The organism is Mesorhizobium sp. M0522 (assembly GCF_040321085.1).
In the GTDB taxonomy this organism is placed as follows: Bacteria; Pseudomonadota; Alphaproteobacteria; order Rhizobiales; family Rhizobiaceae; genus Mesorhizobium.
This window is the reverse complement of sequence record NZ_JAMYQW010000008.1, coordinates 163,650-186,334: the sequence shown is the minus strand read 5'-3', so window position 1 is coordinate 186,334 and position 22,685 is coordinate 163,650. Positions and strand designations below refer to the sequence as shown.

The following is a 22,685-nucleotide window of genomic DNA, read 5'->3' as shown; positions in this document are numbered from 1 at the left end:
GCGCTGAGCACTTTGTCAGTGCCGCCGCCCACAGCCTCAATCACCTTGTCGCCGGCATTGTCGACATAGTATGTGTCGTTGCCGCCATAGCCGGCCATCGTGTCGGCTCCGCCGAGACCGTTGATGACATTGGCACCGGCATTGCCCTGGATGGTCTGGGCGAACGCATTGCCGGTCAGGTTGATCGCCGTGGTGCCGGACGGGCTGTTGGTGGCGAGAAGTTCGATTTCCGATCCGGCCTCAAGCGCATGACTTACAGAGGCGAATGCTTTGTCGGTACCGCCGCCCGCAGCCTCAATCTCCTTATCGCGGATGTCATCGACATAATAGGTGTCATTGCCGCCATAGCCGATCATTGTGTGGCCGCCGGCCCCGTGAAACACATCGTCGCCGCTGGTGCCGTACAAGGTGTCGCTTGTGTCGACGGGAGGCGGAGCGGTCCCAGTCGTTGCGAGATTGTGCTCCCGGAAAACGGCCTGCAGTTCCGGGGAGCTCTCAAGCGCGGTGTCGCCTCGCTGCGAACCCCACGCATACGCGTAGTCGAAGACGGGTGACGGAACCAGCTTGGCCCAGTGCTCCATCATGGTTTCCATCTGGGCGGCGGTGGGCACCACATATTTGCCACCCATATCGGTGTTATACTCGCCGCCTCCAAACGCCTGGTAACCTGGAATGATCTGGCTCGTCGGGATGCCCGATGCCTGAGCGGCGGCCACGAATTTATCGATCATGTTGTAGTCGACCGGGCCATCCGTGCGGACGGGATAGACATCTATGCCGTAGTAATCGATACCCGTATTGGCGGGATTGTACGTGCCCCTGAAATCCGGATTCGCCGACGTCCCCAAGCTCATCATTGTGATGTAGGTCTTGGCGCCTGGAAAATGCTCATGAATCCAGTCGGATTCTGCCTTCAGATTTGCGGCAGAGGCGTAGGTACCCCATTGGCCGGTGGGATCCGGCTCGTCAACTAGGAAGAACCCAAATACGTTCGGATTGCCGATGAAAGGAGTAACCTTGTCGATAAAGGATTGGGTTACGCCGTTGGCCTCGTCGAGGTAGACCAAGCCTTTCATGCCCTCTGGCAGCTCATTGACCTGGTCAACATATTGCACGCTAGCCAGATTGAATCCGGCTTTTGCAATGTCCGTGCCGGATCCGCCCGACGTGTAATGGAGAGTCGCCATCCATAATCCCTCATTTTGAATCGATAGCGCCCCGCGGATGCCTGCCTACTAGAAGGTGTATATTAGCGCCAAATCACATACCCGCACGCCCTGATAGAATGGTTGATCGGTGGCAGGATTGTCACATTTCGGCGAAAAATATATTTTCGGATAGTCGGACTTGTGGGATAAAAATCGAATTTACGTGCAGGGATGCTCATGTTGTTTTTGAGGGATGTTTGTTGATGTTTTACGACATCTTAGCCATCGCGGATACTGCATAACTATACTCCAAAGCTTATTTAATAACAATTTAAGTTTATTAAAAATTACTACACGACTACGAATATTCTCATGAAGAATCGTTTGATGTGTTGACTAGCTTCAGAAGAGTGACAAAAATCAGATGTTTTGGCTTATGAAAGTTTTAATATATAAGATGGAACACCAGGCCATAGGCAGACAAGTGGCGTTTATACACAATATGTATTTGCCTGCCGGCCAATCGAGTTGACGTTAAGCCAAGATGCTGGCCGGACCACGTTCTCTGCCGGCGACACTAATTTGTTGTGGACAGATACTGCAGGTGCCAACCCACGACCAAGATGTCTGCAACTGAGATTACGTTCGGGGGATCGTCAGAATGGGAGAACTGGCTGGGGCGCCAGGATTCGAACCTGGGAATGTCGGTACCAAAAACCGATGCCTTACCACTTGGCGACGCCCCAACAGCCGGAGCGTGCCCGCTGTGCGCGCGGCCTTATAGGACGAGCCGCGAGAAAGCTCAATGCCGACATATCGACTATGCGCGACCGACCCGCCAGTTTTGCAATCGTCACTTTGAACGGACCTATTCACCCCACACCGCCACTTCATTGCCGGCCGAATCGACGAAATGGAACCGCCTGCCGCCGGGGAATGAAAAGATCGGCTTGACGATGGTGCCGCCGGCATTCTCGACGGCGCTCAATGTTTCCTCCAGCCTTTCGGAATAGAGCACGGGCAGCGCCGCCGGCGCATCTTGGCCATCCGCTTGAAAACCGCCGTCCAGCCCTTCGGCAAAGGCTGAATAGGTCGGCCCGTAATCGGTGAACGACCACGAGAAGGCCGCGCTGTAGAAAGCCTTCACCCTGTCCAGCGTTCCGCCTGTCGCCGGCATTTCCAGATAATCGAGCTTTCCGGTCATTCTCATCGTTTTGCCCTTTGTTCACGTTATGTTCTACAACAAAGCTTTCCAAAAAGCAAGTCTTTCGGCGCCGCTTTTCATTAATCGATTGTAGAGGTCGGCCGGCTTGGTCGATGCCTTGCCTTTCGCACTGCAGCATCATATCGCTCAATTTGTCAGTATTTCCAATCTCCTGCAACCGGGGAGCAAGCATGACCAAATGGGTCTACACCTTTGGCGATGGAGCGGCGGAAGGCCGTGCCGGCGACCGCAATCTGCTCGGCGGCAAGGGCGCCAATCTTGCCGAAATGTGCAGCCTGGGCCTGCCGGTGCCGCCAGGCTTCACCATCACCACCGAGGTCTGCAACGCCTATTACGCCAACGGCCACGCGTATCCGGCCTCGCTGGAAGCGGATGTTGCGGTCGCCCTCGACCATATCGGCCGGCTGACCGGGCGCCGTTTCGGCGATCCGTCGAAACTGCTTTTGGTGTCGGTGCGCTCCGGTGCCCGCGCTTCCATGCCCGGCATGATGGACACCGTGCTCAATCTCGGCCTCAACGACGAGACGGTCGAAGCCCTGGCCGCCGATTCAGGCGACGCGCGTTTTGCCTATGACAGCTATCGCCGTTTCATCCAGATGTATTCCGATGTCGTCATGGGCCTCGACCATGAGGTGTTCGAGGAAATTCTCGAAGACCAGAAGGGCGGCCTCGGCCATGAGCTCGACACCGAGCTGACGGCCATCGAATGGCAAGGCGTGATCGCGCTCTACAAGGCCAAGGTCGAGGAGGAGCTCGGCAAACCGTTTCCGCAGGATCCGAACGAGCAGCTGTGGGGCGCCATCGGTGCGGTGTTTTCCAGCTGGATGAACAACCGCGCCATCACCTACCGGCGCCTGCACGACATTCCCGAAAGCTGGGGCACGGCGGTCAATGTCCAGGCCATGGTCTTCGGCAATATGGGCGACACCTCGGCCACCGGCGTCGCCTTCACCCGCAATCCGTCGACCGGCGAAAAGCAGCTTTATGGCGAGTTCCTGGTCAACGCCCAGGGCGAGGATGTCGTTGCCGGCATCCGTACGCCGCAGAACATCACCGAGGCGGCGCGCATTGCCGCCGGTTCCGACAAGCCGTCGCTGCAGAAGCTGATGCCGGACGCCTTCCAGGCTTTCGTCAGCATCTCCGACCGCCTGGAAAAACATTACCGCGACATGCAGGATCTCGAATTCACCATCGAGCGCGGCAAATTGTGGATGCTGCAGACCAGGTCCGGCAAGCGCACCGCCAAGGCGGCGCTGAAGATTGCGGTCGACATGGCCAGGGATGGACTGATTTCGAAGGAAGAGGCCGTCGCCCGCATTGATCCGGCCTCGCTGGACCAGTTGCTGCATCCGACAATCGATCCAAAAGCGGCGCGCGACATTATCGGCGTCGGCCTGCCGGCCTCGCCGGGTGCTGCCACCGGCGAAGTCGTGTTTTCCTCGAACGACGCCGAGGAGGCCAAGACACAAGGCCGAAAGGCGATCCTGGTGCGCATCGAGACCAGCCCCGAAGACATCCACGGCATGCATGCGGCCGAAGGCATCCTGACGACGCGCGGCGGCATGACCAGCCACGCCGCCGTTGTTGCGCGCGGCATGGGCAAGCCTTGCGTTTCGGGAGCCGGCTCGCTGCGCGTCGACTACAAGGCCGGCACGCTGATGGCGATGGGCGCGACCTTCCGCAAGGGCGACATCATTACCATCGACGGCGGCAACGGCCAGGTGCTGAAGGGTGCCGTACCGATGCTGCAGCCGGAACTCTCGGGCGATTTCGCCGCCATCATGGAATGGGCCGACGGCGCGCGCCGCATGAAGGTGCGCACCAATGCCGAGACGCCGCTCGATGCGCGCATGGCGCGGTCCTTCGGCGCCGAAGGCATCGGGCTTTGCCGCACCGAGCACATGTTCTTCGACGGCGACCGCATCGTTGCCATGCGCGAGATGATCCTGGCCGATACCGAAAAGGACCGCCGAACGGCGCTGGCCAAGCTGTTGCCGATGCAGCGCTCGGATTTCCTCGAACTGTTCGAGATCATGGCCGGGCTGCCGGTGACGATCCGCCTGCTCGATCCGCCGCTGCACGAATTCCTGCCCAAGACCGAGGAGGAGGTGGCCGAGGTCGCCGCCGCCATGAATGTGTCGCCGGACAAGCTCCGGCGGCGCACCGAAGCGTTGCACGAGTTTAATCCGATGCTCGGCCATCGCGGCTGCCGGCTTGCCGTCTCATATCCCGAAATCGCCGAGATGCAGGCACGAGCCATTTTCGAGGCGGCCGTGGAGGCCGGCAGGAAGGCCGGCGCGCTGGTGGTCCCCGAAATCATGGTGCCGCTGGTGGGGCTGGTGAAGGAACTCGACTTCGTCAAGGCTCGCATCGACGCCGTCGCCAAAAGCGTGATGCAGGAGACCGGCGTCAGGATCGATTATCTGACAGGCACGATGATCGAACTGCCGCGCGCCGCGATCCGCGCTCATGTCATTGCCGAGGCGGCCGAATTCTTCTCTTTCGGCACCAACGATCTAACCCAGACCACGTTCGGCATCTCGCGCGACGATGCGGCCTCGTTCCTCGAGACCTACCGGAAAAAAGGCATCATCGAGCAGGATCCGTTCGTGTCGCTCGACATAGAGGGTGTCGGCGAGCTGGTGCGGATGGCGGCCGAAAAGGGCAGGGCGACGCGGCCCGACATCAAGCTCGGTATTTGCGGCGAGCATGGCGGCGACCCGGCCTCGATCCATTTCTGCGAAAAGGTCGGCCTCGACTACGTCTCGTGCTCGCCATACCGGGTGCCGATCGCCAGGCTGGCCGCCGCGCAAGCGGCGGTGCAGGCTGCAAAGAACGGCCGCGGATAGGAGTTGGAGTCCACCGGCATCTGACCTTACCGATTTGTAACCGAATTCACGCGAACGTGCGTCTGTCGGCTCCAAATCCCGACATCGTTTCTGCCCAGTTTCCGGCCCCCGAACCCGCCCCGGTGCCAGAAACAGATGTTGCAGAACCCGCCCACGCACGTCCGCTCGATTCTCATCCTCCAGACGAAATTCATCGGCGATCTTGTCCTGGCCTCCGCGCTCGCCAGAAACCTGCGCCTCCAATATCCAAAGGCCAGGATCGTGTTCCTTTGCGAGGCGAACTTTGCCAGTTTCCTATTGGCTCATGGCATCGCCTCGGACGTGGTGGCGTTCCGACGCGTACGGATGCGTGGCACCCCTGTGCAGCGTGGTCGCGAGCTTTACGAGATGGTGCGCGCTCTGCGCCGGTTCCGGTTTGACCTGACCATCGACCTGCCGATTCCAAAACCTCACGCATCATCGTCAGGCTCGTCAACGCCAAGACCCGCGTCGGATATGATCCTCCCGAAAAACCGTTGCGCTGGCTGGAACGCCAGCCCGCCAATGTCCTAGCCAAGCCATTTGGCTTTGGTGGCCAGCATTATCTCTACCGCTATCTTTCGCCGCTTGAGGCGCTTGGCGTGGAGTTGCGTGCGCCGGTCCCAACGATTGAGCCGCTGCCGCTGGAGACCGCCAGGGCATTGGCGCTTCTCGACCGGCATCATCTCCGGCGTAACGCCTTCATAGCCGTTCATGCAGGAGCGAGCTTCCAGGGGCGGCAATGGCAGCCGGAACGATTTGCGCTGGCGATCGACGAGATCTCGCGGCAGACCGGGTTGGAGTTCCTGCTTGTCGGCGGCCCCGATGAATGGGCATCTACCGAGCGCATCGTCGCCAAGGGCGCTTCGCCGGTCGTCAACGTGGTCGGGGCGCTGTCGCTGGCAACGCTGCTGGCGGTCCTCGGCCAGGCACGCCTGTTTCTGGGAAACGAGAGTGGTCCGATGCACATGGCCGCAGCCGCCGGAACGCCGGTTGTCGGCCTGTTCGGCCTGACCGACCCGGCCGTCTGGGGCCCTGTCGGCGTGGCCAGTGTTACGCCGCGGCCCTCCATGCCTTGCGAGTGCATAGCCAGGGACCTGTGCCGCCGTCCCGATCCGAGCAAGGCTTGCTGCGTCTGGCGACTTGAGGTCAAAGCGGTGGTCCAGGCGGTGCTCGCGATCCTTTCACGTACGGTTAAGGACGTGGAGCACGCATTGTGACCTCGCGCTTGCCAAAGGTCAGGCCGGCGGTCAAATTGCCCCTGCCGACGCTTTGGCAGGGGCATCGTCCCGATTTCCGCCTTGATGCCGGTCTTGGGGTCGCCGCTTCAACTTTGATCCGGCCGACCTGGAATTAATCGATGCGCCCGTTCCAAAAGTATTTTTGCGCCATTGCGATATCGCTATGGGCTGTCTCTCCTGGCAACGCTCGGTTGCTCGTCGCACCGACGCTGCACATCAAGGCCGAGGTGGGCAGCGGCCGCGTCGCGCTGACGCTCGATGCGTGCGGCGGGAGGACCGACACACGGATTCTCTGGGCGCTGGTGGAAAACAAGATTCCCGCCACCATTTTCGTCACCGGCATCTGGCTGAAGCACAACGCCGCCGCCGTCGAGATCATGCGGGCGCATCCAGAACTGTTTGAATTGGAAAACCATGGCGGCCGCCACGTCCCGGCCGTCGACACACCGCAAAAGATCTACGGCATTCGCAGTGCCGGCAGCCCGGAGGCCGTGCTGGCCGAGGTCGAATCGGGTGCTGCCGCTCTTTCCGTGACCGGCGAACCGGCGCCGAAATGGTTTCGCGGCGCAACCGCCGAATACAGCCCGTCAGCAATCGCGATGATACGCAAGCTTGGCTTCAAGATCGCCGGATTCACTGTCAACGGCGACGGCGGGTCATTACTCGGCGCAAAAGAGACCGCCCGGCGCATTGCGGCAGCAAAAGACGGCGACGTCATCATTGCTCACATCAACCAGCCGACCCATGCCGCTGGCGAAGGCGTGGTGCAGGGACTTCTGGCGCTGAAGGCCAAGGGCCTCACCTTCGTGCGGCTCGACGATGCCGACTGCGTCGGCAATCAAGGCACCACCGACTGATCAGTCGGGCGTGGCCTCTATGGTCACTTTGTTCGGATAGAACGCGCCGTGGTCGCGGATGTCCGCCATCTCGTCGAAGGGCCGCTCATAGGCCCACATTGCATCCTTGCCTGCATCGCCGGCGGGCAGCGCGCTCCAATAGCTGGCATCGCCCTTATAGGGGCAATGAGTCGAGTGTTCCGTCTTGCCAAGCTGCTTGAAGTCGATGTCACCGAACGGAATGTAGAAAACGGGGGGATAGGGCGATTCGGTCAGCACCTTGACCTTGCTGGACGAGGCAATGACGACATCGCCGGCGCGCACCGTCACGGTACCCTTGTAAGGTTCGACAGTGATCGTCTTGTCGGGATTGCGCTGAAAGCCGGGTGACGGGTTTGCGATCTGGTCCATGTCGGGTCTCCTTGCCTCAACCCCAAGATGTATCTGGTAAGAGCATTGCGCAAGAGCTGCCTGCCGCCAGGCGGGCGTCGCCCGCGGGGAAAGTCTCGCGCTTTCCTCCGATACCTCGCCTAAAACTAGGCGGCGGCCTGGAATGCGTCCATCAACCCGGCATAGGCGGCGGCAATGCCTGCCACCGGATTGGTGCTTTTCGAGGTGGTCTCGACCTTCAGCGCACCACCGCTGGTCGGCAAAGTGAGCAGCAGGAACTGGCGATTGCCGCCATCGCCGACGCAGGCGGCAGCGACGTGCTGGCTTTCGCCCTCGTTCTCGACGCACATCTTGAACAAGAGCGTGCCGCCGACCGCTTCGAGGGCGCCACCGACGACTTCAACGAATTCATCTTCGGAAACGGTTTTGGCGTCGGGCAATGGATCGGCCTGCATGACATCGGCCGCCACCAGATCGGCCAGACCTTCGGCAAGCGTATTTTCGAGGGCTTTTTCGTCGAACTGCGGGTCCATGCGAACCTCTTTCATTCGCCAATCGCGCCCCGCCCGTTAATCAACGTTAACGCCGAGCATGGCCGGATTGTGGCGAATTCCGCCTCATTCGGCTCCATGCACCGCTCCAGCCCGGTTCTGGCTGGACAATCCGCCGGTTCGTCCCACAATGGGAAAAAAATAACGGGAGGAACAGATGCTCGGGCTGATGCAGGAATGGCCGCTGCTTTGCCACAAGCTGATCGACAACGCCGAGAGGCAGCACGGCAGACGCGAGATCGTGTCGCGCTCGATCGAGGGGCCGATCGTACGCAGCACATATGCCGAAATCCATAATCGTGCCCTGAAGGTCGCCGGGCGGCTCGAACGTGACGGTTTCGGGCTTGGCGACCGCATCGCGACCCTGGCCTGGAACACCGCGCGCCACATCGAGGCCTGGTACGGTATCATGGGTGTCGGTGCCATCTATCACACGCTCAACCCGCGGCTCTTTCCCGAGCAGATCACCTGGATCATGAACAATGCCGGGGACAAGGCGATCTTCGTCGACCTGACCTTCCTGCCGCTGCTCGAAAAGATCGCCGGCGCGGTCAAGTCGCTGAAGCAGGTTATCGTGCTGACCGACAACGCGCATATGCCGGAGACTGCGCTGCCCAATGTGGTTGCGTACGAAGAATGGCTTGCTGAAGCCGACGGCAACTTCGCCTGGAAGACATACGACGAAAACACCGCCGCCGGTATGTGCTACACCTCGGGCACCACGGGCGACCCGAAAGGCGTACTCTACAGCCATCGTTCGAACGTGCTGCACGCAATGATCGCCGCCATGCCCGACGCCATGGGCCTGTCGTCGCGCGATACCATATTGCCGGTCGTGCCGATGTTCCACGCCAATGCCTGGGGCCTTGCCCAGAGCGCGCCGATGGTGGGCGCCAAGCTGGTCATGCCCGGTTGCAAGATGGATGGCGCTTCGCTCTATGAGTTGCTCGACACCGAGCAGGTGACCTTCAGCGCCGCCGTGCCGACGGTGTGGATGATGCTCCTCCAGTATCTGGAAGAGACCGGCAAGAAACTTCCCTATCTGCAGAAAGTCGTCATCGGCGGTGCGTCCTGTCCACGCGCGATCACGACGAAGTTCCAGGACAGTTACGATGTCCAGGTCGTCCACGCCTGGGGCATGACCGAGATGTCGCCGCTCGGCACGCTGTGTACCCTGAAGCCGGATTACGCCGGGCTGAAGGGCGAGGCCCGCCTCGGCGTCCAGCAGAAACAAGGCTTTACACCGTTCGGCATCGAAATGAAGGTGACGGACGACGCCGGCAACGAACTGCCATGGGACGGCAAGACCTTCGGCCGGCTCAAGGTCCGCGGGCCGGCCGTCGCGCGCGCCTATTATGGCGGCATCGGATCCGAACAGTTCGATCAAGACGGCTGGTTCGATACTGGTGATGTCGCGCACATCGATCCCGGCGGCTACATGCAGATCACCGATCGCGCCAAGGACGTGATCAAGTCGGGCGGCGAATGGATCTCGACCATCGAGCTCGAGAACCTCGCGGTCGGCCATCCCGATGTGGCGGAGGCCGCCGCCATCGGCATTCCGCATTCGAAATGGGGCGAGCGGCCTTTGCTCGTGGTCGTGCGCAAGCCGGGTAGGGAGCCGACCAAGACGGACATCCTCGCTTTCATGGACGGCAAGGTGGCGAAGTGGTGGATGCCGGACGACGTCGCTTTTGTCGGCGAAATTCCACACACCGCTGCCGGCAAGATCCAGAAGATTACCTTGCGCCAGCAGTTCCGGGATTATCACCTGCCGACGGATTGACCGGAGATGCGGCGTCTTTGCGCCTTCAAGCCGCCGATGAAAGGCACTATGCCTGTGTTCGGGTTGGGGCAGCGCGGAAACCAATGACGGGAATTCCCGAGCGACAGACGTCGAGGGCTGCCGGTTGGTCGCGGCGCGCCGGCGCGTTTTCGGCGGTCCTGCTGCTGACGGTACTCATCGGCCACCGATATGATCTCGTCGAGACGTCCGCATTCCTGTGGGTGCTCGGCATTGTCGCCATGCTGGCCGCGTTTGCGCTTCTGTTCGCCGGGTTTGCCTTTGCGCGATTGTGGAATTTCGGGGATCTGGGCGGCCATGACTTGACCGTCGGCGCCTTGCTGGCGGTTCTGGTGCTCATCCCTTACGGCGTCGCGGCCTATTGGGCGGCGACCTATCCGCCGCTGCGCGACATCTCGACGGATCTGGACGACCCGCCGGTGCTCGATATTTCTACCCGGACAAAGGACATGAACGAGCTTTTGCCGCCGACGCCCGGCGAGCAGCGCCTGCAAATCGAAGCTTATCCGCTCGTTACAGGACGCACCTACACCTTGCCTTTCGATCGCGTTCTGGAGGCGGTCAAAACCGTGCTCGATCGGCGCGGCTGGCAGCTCACGGCGCCGTTTCCAGACGCGGCAGGGCAAAGCGACGTGACGGTCGATGCGCTGGCCAAGAGCTTCCTGCTTGGCCTTCCCGCCGATGTCGCCATCCGCGTGACGGACGATGGCGATGTGGTCATCGTCGATATGCGCTCGGCCTCGCGTTACAGCCGCCATGACCTTGGCGACAATGCAGCGCGCATCACCGACTTCCTTGCCGAACTCGACCAGGAAGTCGCCGGCCAGGCGGGCGTGGCGCCGGCGGAATGATACCCGAAGCGTACTACGTTGCCGGCGAATAGATGCCGTCTATGGCCGGCGCCCCGTCGGTGTGGACCAGACCGCGCGCCACCAGGTCTTCAAGATGGGCAAGCACCGACAGGCCGGCCGCCCCATGCAGGCGCGGGTCGGTGTCTCGATAGATCGCCTCCACCATGTCCTTGATCGTCCGGTCGCCGCTGTTGATTCGCTCCAGAATCGCCCGTTCACGCATTTTGCGATGTGTTTTCAACTCGCGCACGAAGTTGCGCGGCTCGGTCACCGGCCCGCCGTGACCGGGCAACAGCAGCCGGTCGTCGCGTTCGATCAGCCGATCGAGCGATGTCATGTAGTCGGCCATGGCGCCGTCCGGCGGCGCGACGATGGAAGTCGACCATGCCATGACGTGATCGGCCGAGAAAAGGATGCCGGTTCCCTCCAGCGCGAAGGCCGCGTGATTGGCGGTATGGCCGGGCGTCAGCACCGTCCGGATCGCCCAGCCGTCACCGTCGATCACCATATCGTCCGGCAGCGCAATATCAGGAACAAAGTCGGTGTCGGCGCTGGCATCGAGTGGATTGACCTCGCCGGTGCGCAACGGCCGCGCCGGGCGATGCCGGCCCTCCGCCAGAACTACCGCACCCGTATGCTGCTTTAACCGAGCCGCCAGCGGCGAATGGTCGCGATGCGTGTGGCTGATGAAGATATGGCTGACCGGCCTGGTCCCGATCGCTTCGAGCAGTGTTCGAAGATGTGCCTCGTCATCCGGTCCGGGATCGATCACCGCCAGCGTCCCGCGCCCGACGATATAGCTGTTGGTTCCGTGAAAGGTGAACGGGCTGGAGTTCCTGGCGGTGACGCGCTGAATACCAGGCGCAACGGCTACGCCCTGGCCATAGGCCGGATCGAAGCGTGTATCGAATTTCAGCGCCATGCGAACGTCGCGACCTTTTTTGGGGTGAGGGCAAAACCGATTGCCGCATACCACGGAAGCCAATATAGGAAAACGCAAGGCCGCGTTCGGCGGCAATCCGGAACGGGGAAGACCATGGCAATTGCAACGACGATGCGTCCGCTCATTTCTCTCGCTTTGCCCGAAAAAGGCACGGCCCGGCTGGCGGGACAGCTTTTGCTGGCGATCGCCGGAACGCTGCTGCTGATCTTGTCTGCCAAGACCAAGGTCATGCTCGGACCGGTCGATATTTCGATGCAGACGCTCGCCGTCTTGCTGATCGCTGCCGCCTTCGGCATGCGCCTTGGCGTCGCAACGCTGCTTCTCTACATGGCCGAGGGCGCGTTGGGCCTTCCGGTCTTCCAGAGCACGCCCGAAAAGGGCATCGGTATCGCTTACATGCTCGGTTCGACCGGCGGTTATCTAGCCGGATTCGTCGTCATGGCGGCGATCGTCGGCTGGGCTGCCGACCGTGGCTGGGATCGCCATCCTATCAAGCTCTTCAATGCCATGCTGGTGGCCGAGATCGTCATGATGGCAATGGGCTTTGCCTGGCTGGCGCTGTTGATCGGCCCGGAAAAGTCCTGGCAGTTCGGGGTGGTGCCCTTTATCGTCGGTGATCTGATCAAGGTTGCGCTGGCCGCGAGCCTGGTGCCGGCTGTCTGGTCGCTGTTGAGGCGTTCGTGAAGCCGGTCGAGCGGTGATAACCTGTTCTGCGCGACAGTGATTTTTCGCCGTAGTTGGTGTGGCCGTGCAGGATCCTTGTCGCTGGTGGCAGGCTTGTGCGCGACGCCATCCGTCACATTAGCTTCAAGTCGACGGACTAAGTACCAGAACCAACGGGCGATTCGTCACGACCAGCGTACCAAGCACCTACGCACGGAAATAAATTGCTCGACACAGCATCTCAGCCAGCTGAAAAAGAAAGCGGCTCGATGATTATTTAGGCACAGCTAAATTTCTGGACAATGTGTAGGAAATTCTTAACCCAACCGCCTTGACTCTAGTGGCTTGGTTGCTTGCTGGTATCCACACACTGTCGTAACCGTTGACCTGAGATCATGCCGCCGACCGCCGAAGGAAGACACGTGAGTAGCGCGGAAAAAACAACGACCAACGCGACCGCCCTGTCGCCAGAGACGACCGCCGCGCCGGCAATCCGCTGGTACGCGGCCAGCGTCTTTCCCGGGAAGGAGCATGTCGCCGAACGCCATCTCCGGATGCAGGGATTTCAGCCGTTTGTGCCTCGCTGCGAGAAAACCGTGCGTCATGCCCGGCGTCTCGAAACACGTTCGGCGGCCTATTTCCCGGGCTATATGTTCATCGCCCTTGACCTCGGACTGCAACGTTGGCGCTCGGTCAATGGAACATTCGGTGTGCGCTCCCTCGTCACGCAAGGCGACCGGCCTTTGCCGGTCCCCTCGGGTCTGGTAGAGCGTTTCATTGCATTGACCGGTAAGGACGGGCTGCTTGATTTCAGTGGAGGCCTCGCAGCGGGTGCCTCGGTCCGAATCCTTTCGGGCCCTCTCGCGGAAACGATCGGTCGCCTTGACCGGCTCGATCCAGCGGGAAGAGCCCGGGTTCTGGTGGCCATCATGAATGGCGAAATCCCTGTCGACTTGGATGCTAGGGATCTCGTAGCAATCGCGTAGCCGCAAACATCGAGGCGGCGTCGTGATGTAAATTGTTATAGGATGCGCTCTCGGGTTTTCACCCGGGAGTGCGGTAGCCGTTCTTCGGTGGGAAATAGGCGCTGTCTGGCGAGATCTCGTCTCATCGGCGCTGATTGAGGGTACGCGGTATGCGAATAACAATGATCGGTGCCGGCTATGTAGGGCTCGTCTCGGGCGCCTGTTTCGCCGACTTTGGCCATCAGGTCTGCTGCGTCGATCGTGATGCGGAAAAGCTTGCCATGCTCAAACTCGGCAAGATACCGATCTACGAGCCGGGGCTTGACGACCTCGTCACCACCAACACCGCGCAAGGCCGCTTGCGTTTCGACGACAATCTGGCGGATGCCGTTTCTCAATCGGATGTCGTCTTCATTGCCGTGGGCACGCCATCACGGCGTGGCGATGGCCATGCCGACCTGTCCTTCGTCTACGACGCGGCCGCCGAAGTTGGTCGCGCACTCAAGGGGTTTACGGTCGTGGTGACGAAATCGACCGTCCCCGTCGGTACTGGCGATGAGGTGGAACGAATCATTCGCGAGCAAAATCCCGCCGCTGATTTTGCGGTGGTCTCCAATCCGGAATTTCTTCGCGAAGGATCGGCGATCGAGGATTTCAAGCGGCCCGACCGCATTATTGTCGGGACCGATGCCGAAAGGGCTAAAGCCGTCATAGGCGAGATCTACCGTCCACTCTCGTTGAATGTCGCGCCGATATTCTATACGAGCCGGCGTACGGCTGAGCTTACCAAATATGCTGGCAACGCCTTTCTGGCCATGAAGATCACCTTCATCAACGAAATAGCCGATCTCTGCGAGCGGCTAGGGGCCGATGTGCAGGATGTCGCGCGCGGCATCGGCATGGACAATCGCATCGGCGCAAAGTTTCTTCACGCCGGGCCGGGCTACGGCGGCTCCTGTTTCCCGAAAGATACGCTGGCGCTGGTCAAGACCGCGCAGGACGCGGCAAGCCCAGTGCGGCTTATTGAAACGACGGTCTCGATAAATGACCAGCGGAAACGGGCGATGGCTCGCAAGGTGGTCGAGGCCTGCGGCGGCTCGGTCCGCGGCAAGACCATCGGTATCCTCGGCCTTACGTTCAAGCCGAACACCGACGATATGCGCGATGCCCCGTCATTGGCCATCATTCAGGCGCTCAAGGATGCGGGCGCTTCGGTCAAAGCGTATGATCCCGTCGGCATGGAGCAGGCGCGCAAGATGATCGAGGGCATTGAATTCGGGGAAAGCGCCTACGCAGTAGCCGATGGCTCGCATGCGATCGTCATCGTCACCGAGTGGAACGCGTTTCGGTCATTGGATCTGAAGCGGCTCCGTGCACTTATGGCGACGCCGGTGATGGTTGATCTGCGAAATGTCTACCGCGGCGAGGACGTCGTGAAGGAAGGCATAGCCTATTCGAGCGTTGGCCGAGACCAGCACTTTATCAAATGACCGTAAAGGTTTTCACAGGGCCCGGTTCGCGGGATTCAATTTGAACACCACCACTATCCATCTACCCAACCGAAGGCACCTCCTGCTCCGGATGCGCTTTCAACTGCTTGGCGGATTGACATTCGCCATCCTGCTGCCTGCGTTGTTACGCCTGCCGGTTGATCAACAAGTGATCTGGCAATCGAACATGCAGGTTACGATCTTGGCGGCGTTCATCGCCCACACGACAGGTTATCTGTTTTACAAGCGCATCGGCAATTTCCCGGGCGTTGCAGCGGCTGGTTACATCTTGCCAACGTTTGCCCTGACTTACGGCCTCGTGTTCGCGATCATCTTCTTCTTCAGATTCGAATACAGCCGCTTCCAGGCGGCAGCGAGCTTCATTCAGTCGACATTGTGGTATTTTGGCTTGAGCCTGGCGACGCGTAGGCTGGATGTATACCGGCTGGCGATAATTCCCGGCGGAGACGTCGACAGGCTGGAGAGTATACCAGGTGCGAGCTGGCACAGGATTCATTCGCCCAGCACGCTTGTCGAGCACGCGAGCGGCGTGGTGGCCGATCTTCGAGCCGACCTTTCGGATGAGTGGGAGCGGTATATCGCCGATCGCGCTCTCTCGGGAACGCCGGTCTACCATGTCAAGCAAATCAGCGAATCGCTCACCGGCAGGGTAGAGATCGAGCATCTTTCTGAAAACACCCTAGGCTCCCTGAACCCAAACCAGGCCTACCTTAAGATAAAGCAGGCGATAGACTGGGCTTCCGCGTTGTTTGTGCTTATTGTGTTCTCGCCGTTGCTGTTGTTCGTGGCCGTTGCCGTAAAGGTCGATTCACCTGGACCGGCGCTGTTTAAACAGAAGCGAATGGGCTACAGAGGACAACCTTACGAGGTCTACAAGTTTCGGACGATGAAACTCAGCGATATCGTTGGCGACGAGAAGGAAGCGGCGATCACGAAGGCAGGCGACGAGCGCATCACCCGCTTGGGACAGTTCTTGAGAAAATCCAGGATCGACGAATTGCCGCAGGCCTTCAACATCCTGCGCGGAGAGATGAGCTGGATCGGTCCGCGGCCGGAGGCACTCGTGCTCTCGAACTGGTATGAGGCGGAGCTGCCGTTCTATCGATACCGGCACATCGTACCGCCTGGCATTACCGGATGGGCGCAAGTCAACCAGGGCCACGTTGCGGCCGTCGACGATGTTCTGGAAAAACTTCACTACGACTTCTACTACATCAAGAATTTCTCCCCCTGGCTCGACGTGGTGATTGTGTTTCGTACCATCCAAACCATGTTGACGGGATTTGGCGCGCGTTGACAAGGCGATAGAGATCGCTAGTCGAGTAGCCAAGCCGCTCACGAGCCCTCACATATTCAGTTTTTGAAGTGGGTATTTTGTAGTGTCCAAAGTCACGCTGATCATCGTTAAGAATATAGTCCTATCTACACCGGAGAAGCACAATGACTAGGAAAGCCGCACTCATTACCGGCATCACCGGCCAGGATGGCGCCTATCTGGCGGAACTTCTTTTGGCAAAGGGCTATGATGTCCACGGCATCAAGCGGCGGTCGTCCTCTTTCAATACCGGCCGTATCGATAATCTCTACCAGGATCCGCATGAAAAGAACGTAAGGCTGTCGCTGCACTATGGCGACATGACCGACGCCACCAATCTCATCCGCATCGTCCAGGAAGTGCAGCCGGACGAGATCTACAATCTCGCCGCACAATCGCATGTCCAGGTGAGTTTCGAGACCGCGGAATACACGGCAAATGCCGACGCGATCGGCACGTTGCGCCTGCTTGAAGCCATCCGGCTGCTTGGCCTGGCAAAAAAGACGCGCTTCTATCAGGCATCGACTTCCGAACTTTACGGGAAGGTGCAGGAGGTTCCACAGAAGGAAACAACGCCGTTTTATCCTCGGTCACCGTATGCAGCTGCGAAGATCTATGCGTATTGGATCACGGTAAATTACCGGGAAGCATACGGTATCCACGCCTCTAACGGGATTTTGTTCAATCACGAGAGTCCTTTGCGGGGCGAGACGTTTGTGACGCGTAAGATCACCCGCGCTGCCGCGGCGATAAGCTTAGGGCTGCAGGACAGGCTTTATCTCGGCAATCTCTCGGCCGAACGCGACTGGGGGCATGCGCGCGACTACGTTGAAGGGATGTGGCGGATTCTCCAGCAGGATTCGCCCGACGATTATGTTTTGGCTACTGGAGTAAAGAATTCGGTTCGTCGCTTTGTAGAACTCGCTTTTTCCGAGGTCGGTATCGAAATTGAATGGGTTGGTTCGGGTATCGATGAAAAAGGAATCGATATAAAATCTGGTGGCGTTTTGGTCGAAGTCGACCCGCGATACTTCAGGCCAACCGAGGTGGAGCTTTTGATCGGTGACCCCTCGAAAGCAGAGAGAATCCTCGGCTGGAAAGCCACAACATCTCTGGCCGCCATGGTGCAAGAGATGGTTGCGTCGGACCGGGAAGCGGTTAGGCAAGAATTTCAGCATCGCCGTTTGGACGAAGATCGTATTCGAGTAGCGGCACAGTAGTGCCGTGCACTTGCCTGAAATGAAAATCTCGGTCCTAACCGTTTGCTGGAACTCAGCAGCGACAATCAGACATACGCTTGACAGCTTTTTTTCCCAAAGCCACGAAGGCAAGGAGCTAATCGTGGTCGATGGCGCGTCATCGGATGAAACATTGAGTATTGTCCGTTCCTATCCACAGGAAAAAATGCGTCTGCTGAGTGAGCCAGATCGGGGTATGTATGATGCGCTGAACAAGGGACTGCGCTTGTACACCGGAGACGCGATTGGAGTCTTGAATTCGGACGACTGCTATCATGATCGCTTCGCGCTGAGCAGAATCTCCGAGGCGTTGCAGGAAGCTGATGTTGCGCATGGGAGTCTGAATTTTGTCGAAAATCACATGACCAAGCACGTCGTGCGTCGATGGCGAGCGACTCCAAAGCCTTCGAAAGGCTTTCGGATCGGATGGATGCCCGCTCATCCTACATTCTATGTGAGGCGAACAGTGGCCGAGGCCGTGGGCGACTTTGACCTCAAACTGAAGGTCGCGGCTGACTACGACTGGATGCTCCGTGCTATTGAGTTGTTCGGATTCAGATCCGTTCTTATCGATCACGTTATGATCGACATGATGCAAGGCGGCAAAAGTACCAAGGGCATTCGGTCTCATGTAGCCCATAACATCGAAGCCTTGCAGTCAAGGCGCAAATGGCTCGGTTCTGGTCCGGTCGATTATGCGCTGGTCGCGAAGCCAGCTCGGAAGGTCGGTCAGTTCATTGCAGCACGAGTTGGGTCGTAGCTTGCGTCGCGCTGACTTCACTTCAGCGGTACTGAAACATCCGGGTGCCCGGCAACCAAGCCATGATCGAATCAGATTTCGTTCTGGGCCTAGGCGCTATCGCTGGACGGCGGCAGAACACCGCAGGGCGCGTTATATCCGCTGCGAGAACTGGAGACAACGACGCCAACGGCCGGTTTCTGCATGCCAGGATTTGGGTGGATAGGCTGGCAATTGGCTCTTCATCGGCGTCAATGCGCATAATGAATGGTTTATCTGCCAGACACAGGGCGGACCGAGCTGAGCCGGATTGCTTCAGCGACATCTAACCTTAACGAGTAAGGTACAATGGCCCGTATTTATGATAGCCGAAAGCGCATTCTAGTGACTGGTGGCGCCGGATTTCTGGGTTCTCATTTGATAGACAGGCTGTTATCCCAAGGTCACGAGATTATTTGCGTGGACAATCTGTTTACAGGCACAAAGCGAAACATTGACCATCTTCACAATCATCCACGTTTTGAATTTATGCGCCACGATGTATGTTTCCCGCTATATGTCGAAGTGGATGAAATCTATAATTTGGCTTGCCCTGCGTCACCAATCCACTATCAGCACGATCCGGTGCAAACGACGAAAACCTCCGTACACGGGGCGATCAATATGCTCGGCCTGGCTAAGCGCTTGAAGTGTAAAATCATGCAGGCTTCAACCAGCGAAGTGTATGGAGACCCGGTCGTGCATCCGCAAACCGAGGCATATTGGGGAAACGTTAACCCGATTGGCACGCGTTCTTGCTACGACGAGGGAAAGCGGTGTGCCGAAACGTTATTTTTCGACTATCACAGGCAACATGGGGTAGGAATTAAAGTTGCGCGAATATTCAATACCTATGGTCCCCGCATGCACCTAAAGGACGGCAGGGTCGTCTCAAACTTCGTATCGCAAGCCTTGGTCGGTGAAGACATTACCCTATACGGCGACGGGAGCCAAACTCGCTCATTTTGCTATGTCGACGATCTTATCGAAGCATTTGAGCTGTTGATGGATACCGATGCGGCAGTCACCGGACCTATCAATTTAGGCAACCCAGTTGAGCACACGATGGTGGAACTAGCAGAAGCTGTTCTGAAAATCACCGGCTCGCGTTCCAAAGTAGTTCATCAGGCCCTACCTGCCGATGATCCGACCCGCCGCCGCCCGGATATTTCGTTGGCCAAAGAGACACTTAAATGGGAGCCGAAAGTTAAATTAGACGATGGGTTAAGAAAAACAACGGAATACTTCAAGTCTCTTGTATAATTGCCGTATAAATTGTCTCAACGGATGTTAAATCACGTGGTGCCAAGGGGCGGTGGGGACAATTTTGTGCGGCGAGGTTCCAAGGTTCGATGATTCGTTAGGTCGCTGACAGATGCGCGTTCAGGGCTGATGCGCACGGCCAACGCGTCTGACGGGCGCTGGATGGTGGGACCGGCTGTTGCGCCGAGCGGCACACGAATGGATCGGCGAAGCGTCGACGAGTTCGCTGCACGAACCGCACGAGCCGTTTGTGCAGCATACTCAGCCGCACCGCGCCTTAACTCGAAACAATGGCAGGCTGACTTGAGAGTGAGGCCGGCTCCAATCAGGCGCAACGAATGGGACGGCTGTCGCATGGAAGTTCGAACACCATGAATGTTGTTCAGATTATTGGCGGTGCCCTCAACTCTGGTGCGGGTCGAGGAACTCGCGCGGTACACGAAGCCCTAATGAATGCAGGAGTTCGTTCGCGCATCCTAGGGAGGGTTGAGCCGGACCTTCCGGAGGGCTTGTGCGCCAGGAGAGTTCCTCTGCTGCAGCGTATTCCTGTGGGTGTTAAGAACCGTCTCTACATGTGGTATTTGATGCGGCGGTTCGGCGAGATCCCTGCGAGTTTCCACCCCATCTCCTACGGCCTCCATCTCCACAATTCCCCAGAATATCGGCAAGCAGATATTATCCACATCCAGTGGGCCCACGCGCCCACGCTTGGGCCGGCATTCTGGCGCGCAATTAGACGCGAAAGGCGGCCGGTGGTCTGGACGCTGCGCGACATGTGGCCCTTTACCGGCGGGTGTCACTTCTCAGGTACTTGCGAAAAATATGCCAGCGGTTGTGGTCAGTGCCCACTTTTGGGTGGAGGGGACGAGACGATTACATCCGGCGATGTTGCGTTCAAGGCCAAGCATTACGGGGCTCAATCGGTGTTCGTCGCGATCAGCGAGACGATCGCCGAGCAGGCCCGAAAGAGCACGGTTCTGCGCGAGCGCGATATATATGTGATCCCAAACAGCGTGAAAATGAGCCAGCTTCGCGCAATGGACAAGGCGCAGGCGCGTAGCGCGTTGGGACTCCCAGCGAACAAATTCGTAATCGCGTCCGGTGCCTTGAATTTGGCTGATCCACGCAAAGGTGCGGATATCATGCGTCACATGCTCAACGTTTACCGAGGTGACAAGAATGTTCACTGGTGTTTATTTGGCAACGGACTTGCAGATTTGGTCGATCCGGTACCTGAAAACTGTACAGGTTTTGGCCTCATCCGCGACGATGTCATTCTTAACCAGATATACTCGGCGGCTGACGTGTTCGTGATGCCCTCACTTCAGGAGTCGTTCGGCAAGGTCACGGTCGAGGCAATGGCCTGCGGAACTCCCGTCATCGGGCTCGTCAAGACGCCAGCCGAGGAGATCATCAGCCACGGGCAGACCGGATGGCTAGCAAAGCACGGTGACGCTGACGCAGTAGTGGCCGCTGTTGAGACGGCACGGGGCCTGCCAGTTCCATTGTTACAGAATTTTGGATTGAGAGCACGCGCCGCCGTAATCGACCGATACTCACCAGAGGCTATCGCCCGTCTCCATATTGACCTGTATGAATCTTTATTGAGTGGCAATCAAGGATGACCCGCGGTGACCATCCTGAAGGGGTGAGGATTGGCGCGTGCCCTATAATCGCGGCGCGGAGCGTTCTCGGCATCCCGCCGGATTGCCTGCCTGGCGGCGTACCCCTGCAAGGCTATACGGTCCTTGGCACCCGCGCATGCCGGGTCCATTGAATGAAGATCTATTTCCTCAATAGCGCGTGGATGATGGCCGACACCGTCGTTGGCCGTGTCATGGGAGTTCTGGTCACAGTCGTCGTCGCGCGATATCTGGGGCCCGAGGATTTTGGAATGTACGCCTATGTCATGTCCATGGTCGCCCTGTTCGGCGTCATCGGTCATATGGGCCTGGATGGACTCCTGATCCGCGAACTGCTCGCCGAGCCTCGGATGCAATCCGAAACGCTCGGCGTTGCGTTCGTCATGAAGGGGGCCGGCTTTGGTCTGGCCGCCTTGGGGCTCCTGATGTTCGGGCTGCTGATGCCTCGCAATCTTCCCGCGGAACGTTGGCTTTTCGTCCTGGCGAGCCTTGCCGTTGCGATTCAGCCCGTCAGCGCCGTGCTGGGCAATTGGTTCCGCTCGCGCGTCGAGGCGCGTTATGCCGTGGTTTCCAACTTCGTCGGCGTAATAGCAGGAGGAGCTTTCAAGGTGGGCGCCGTGCTCGCCGGGGCGGGAGTGGTCGCCGTGGGAGTGGGGCAGACCTTGGGCATCGCGGCCGGGGCCGTACTGCTGGTCCTGATGTTCCTGCGGCATGGAGGGCCGGCGCCAGGCACCTGGTCCTTCTCGCGGAAGCGGGCCAGGGCCATGCTTGGCGAGAGCGTGATGATCTTCGTCGGGTCCATATTCGCAGTCATCTATCTCAAGATAGATCAAGTGATGCTGCGGGCCATGCAAGGCCCCGAGACGGTCGGCATATATTCGATCGCGTCGCTCCTCTCCGAGTCACTTTATTTCATTCCGGCGGCGATCGCCGGAACGGCATTTCCCAGACTCGTACAGATCAATGCCGGAGACCCCGAGGCATTCGCGGAACGCTTGCAGGATGTGTTCGACATCCTCGCGACCTCAGCACTGATTGTGCTGGTCGGACTGTTGGCTCTAGGCCCTCTGGCAATCAATCTCGCCATGGGTCCATCCTATTCCCCCGCCGTCCCGATCTTTCTGGTCCATGTATTGTCGTTGCCATTCATATTCCTGCGCCAAGGGTTTAGTCGCTGGATGATCATCAAGAACATGGCCAAGTTCTCTATGATGACTCAGGGCGCTGGGGCGTTGCTCAACGTCGGGCTGAACCTGGTCCTCATTCCCCAATTTGGGGGCATAGGAGCGGCAGCTGCGACCCTTATCTCCTACGCGGCCGCATCCTACTTCGCCTTGCTCTTGTCCCCCGACACACAGCCGATCTTCCGCATGATGACCAGATCGTTGCTTCAACCATGGCGGGGCATCGGAAAACTAATGACACTCTACCGAAAATTGAGGAATGGCTGAAG

At 59.0% G+C, this 22,685-nt stretch carries 20 protein-coding genes and 1 tRNA gene; 15 read left to right on the top strand and 6 right to left on the bottom strand.

From position 1 onward, the window contains the following. From NKI58_RS12905 to NKI58_RS12895, 3 genes are all read right to left on the bottom strand, one after another. Nucleotides 1–1,187, bottom strand: a 1,187-nt coding sequence (locus NKI58_RS12905) for a calcium-binding protein (protein ID WP_352853311.1), incomplete at its 3' end; no start/stop codon positions are given. A 632-nt stretch (nucleotides 1,188–1,819) separates the two neighbouring features. Further along, a tRNA-Gln gene (locus NKI58_RS12900) sits at nucleotides 1,820–1,894 on the bottom strand. A gap of 122 nt (nucleotides 1,895–2,016) precedes the next feature. After that, nucleotides 2,017–2,358 carry a VOC family protein gene (locus NKI58_RS12895; protein ID WP_352853310.1) on the bottom strand — a complete coding sequence of 114 codons (342 nt, stop codon included), beginning with the start codon at nucleotides 2,356–2,358 and terminating at the stop codon, nucleotides 2,017–2,019. A 185-nt stretch (nucleotides 2,359–2,543) separates the two neighbouring features. On the opposite strand from NKI58_RS12895, the gene ppdK reads away from it, so the two are divergent. From ppdK to NKI58_RS12875, 4 genes are all read left to right on the top strand, one after another. Then, complete coding sequence (ppdK, locus tag NKI58_RS12890; protein WP_352853308.1) at nucleotides 2,544–5,222, top strand: pyruvate, phosphate dikinase; 2,679 nt, start codon at nucleotides 2,544–2,546, stop codon at nucleotides 5,220–5,222. A gap of 135 nt (nucleotides 5,223–5,357) precedes the next feature. Continuing rightward, entirely contained in the window at nucleotides 5,358–5,774 is a 417-nt protein-coding gene (locus tag NKI58_RS12885; protein ID WP_352853306.1) for a glycosyltransferase family 9 protein, read from the top strand. Continuing rightward, the gene (locus NKI58_RS12880; protein ID WP_352853315.1) at nucleotides 5,678–6,460 is read left to right on the top strand and encodes a glycosyltransferase family 9 protein; all 783 of its coding nucleotides are present in this window, start codon (nucleotides 5,678–5,680) and stop codon (nucleotides 6,458–6,460) included. Before NKI58_RS12885 ends, NKI58_RS12880 begins: the two co-directional genes overlap by 97 nt. A gap of 140 nt (nucleotides 6,461–6,600) precedes the next feature. Continuing rightward, nucleotides 6,601–7,338 carry a polysaccharide deacetylase family protein gene (locus NKI58_RS12875; protein WP_352853305.1) on the top strand — a complete coding sequence of 246 codons (738 nt, stop codon included), beginning with the start codon at nucleotides 6,601–6,603 and terminating at the stop codon, nucleotides 7,336–7,338. On the opposite strand, the gene NKI58_RS12870 is transcribed toward NKI58_RS12875, so the two are convergent. Both NKI58_RS12870 and NKI58_RS12865 read right to left on the bottom strand, forming a co-directional pair. After that, nucleotides 7,339–7,728, bottom strand: coding sequence for a DUF427 domain-containing protein (locus NKI58_RS12870; protein ID WP_352853303.1), 390 nt, complete (start codon nucleotides 7,726–7,728; stop codon nucleotides 7,339–7,341). It lies immediately after the preceding gene. Between the two features lie 125 nt (nucleotides 7,729–7,853). Further along, nucleotides 7,854–8,240, bottom strand: a complete 387-nt coding sequence (locus tag NKI58_RS12865) for a hypothetical protein (RefSeq protein ID WP_352641994.1) — start codon at nucleotides 8,238–8,240, stop codon at nucleotides 7,854–7,856. A 175-nt stretch (nucleotides 8,241–8,415) separates the two neighbouring features. Here NKI58_RS12865 and NKI58_RS12860 point away from each other — a divergent pair, with 175 nt between their 5' ends. Both NKI58_RS12860 and NKI58_RS12855 read left to right on the top strand, forming a co-directional pair. Beyond that, nucleotides 8,416–10,044: a fatty-acid--CoA ligase gene (locus NKI58_RS12860; protein WP_352853301.1), complete on the top strand. Its 1,629-nt coding sequence runs from the start codon at nucleotides 8,416–8,418 to the stop codon at nucleotides 10,042–10,044. Nucleotides 10,045–10,127: 83 nt separating this feature from the next. Continuing rightward, complete coding sequence (locus NKI58_RS12855; RefSeq protein WP_352853299.1) at nucleotides 10,128–10,913, top strand: DUF1499 domain-containing protein; 786 nt, start codon at nucleotides 10,128–10,130, stop codon at nucleotides 10,911–10,913. A gap of 13 nt (nucleotides 10,914–10,926) precedes the next feature. On the opposite strand, the gene NKI58_RS12850 is transcribed toward NKI58_RS12855, so the two are convergent. Beyond that, on the bottom strand, nucleotides 10,927–11,835 hold the full coding sequence (locus NKI58_RS12850) for an MBL fold metallo-hydrolase (protein ID WP_352853298.1): 909 nt from the start codon (nucleotides 11,833–11,835) through the stop codon (nucleotides 10,927–10,929). 114 nt (nucleotides 11,836–11,949) lie between these two features. Here NKI58_RS12850 and NKI58_RS12845 point away from each other — a divergent pair, with 114 nt between their 5' ends. The 9 genes from NKI58_RS12845 (at nucleotide 11,950) to NKI58_RS12805 (ending at nucleotide 22,683) form a co-directional block, all read left to right on the top strand. Next, nucleotides 11,950–12,540, top strand: a complete 591-nt coding sequence (locus tag NKI58_RS12845; protein ID WP_352853297.1) for a biotin transporter BioY — start codon at nucleotides 11,950–11,952, stop codon at nucleotides 12,538–12,540. Between the two features lie 401 nt (nucleotides 12,541–12,941). Further along, complete coding sequence (gene nusG, locus NKI58_RS12840; RefSeq protein ID WP_352853295.1) at nucleotides 12,942–13,505, top strand: transcription termination/antitermination protein NusG; 564 nt, start codon at nucleotides 12,942–12,944, stop codon at nucleotides 13,503–13,505. A 149-nt stretch (nucleotides 13,506–13,654) separates the two neighbouring features. After that, on the top strand, nucleotides 13,655–14,974 hold the full coding sequence (locus NKI58_RS12835) for a UDP-glucose dehydrogenase family protein (protein ID WP_352853293.1): 1,320 nt from the start codon (nucleotides 13,655–13,657) through the stop codon (nucleotides 14,972–14,974). A 40-nt stretch (nucleotides 14,975–15,014) separates the two neighbouring features. Then, nucleotides 15,015–16,292, top strand: coding sequence for a sugar transferase (locus NKI58_RS12830; protein ID WP_352853291.1), 1,278 nt, complete (start codon nucleotides 15,015–15,017; stop codon nucleotides 16,290–16,292). Nucleotides 16,293–16,435: 143 nt separating this feature from the next. Beyond that, nucleotides 16,436–17,530, top strand: coding sequence for a GDP-mannose 4,6-dehydratase (gmd, locus tag NKI58_RS12825; protein ID WP_352853289.1), 1,095 nt, complete (start codon nucleotides 16,436–16,438; stop codon nucleotides 17,528–17,530). Nucleotides 17,531–17,549: 19 nt separating this feature from the next. Continuing rightward, on the top strand, nucleotides 17,550–18,308 hold the full coding sequence (locus NKI58_RS12820) for a glycosyltransferase family 2 protein (protein ID WP_352853287.1): 759 nt from the start codon (nucleotides 17,550–17,552) through the stop codon (nucleotides 18,306–18,308). 327 nt (nucleotides 18,309–18,635) lie between these two features. Next, on the top strand, nucleotides 18,636–19,589 hold the full coding sequence (locus NKI58_RS12815) for a UDP-glucuronic acid decarboxylase family protein (protein ID WP_352853286.1): 954 nt from the start codon (nucleotides 18,636–18,638) through the stop codon (nucleotides 19,587–19,589). A gap of 338 nt (nucleotides 19,590–19,927) precedes the next feature. Further along, the gene (locus tag NKI58_RS12810) at nucleotides 19,928–21,214 is read left to right on the top strand and encodes a glycosyltransferase (RefSeq protein WP_352853284.1); all 1,287 of its coding nucleotides are present in this window, start codon (nucleotides 19,928–19,930) and stop codon (nucleotides 21,212–21,214) included. 152 nt (nucleotides 21,215–21,366) lie between these two features. After that, nucleotides 21,367–22,683, top strand: a complete 1,317-nt coding sequence (locus tag NKI58_RS12805; protein ID WP_352853282.1) for a flippase — start codon at nucleotides 21,367–21,369, stop codon at nucleotides 22,681–22,683. Nucleotides 22,684–22,685 lie beyond the last annotated feature (2 nt).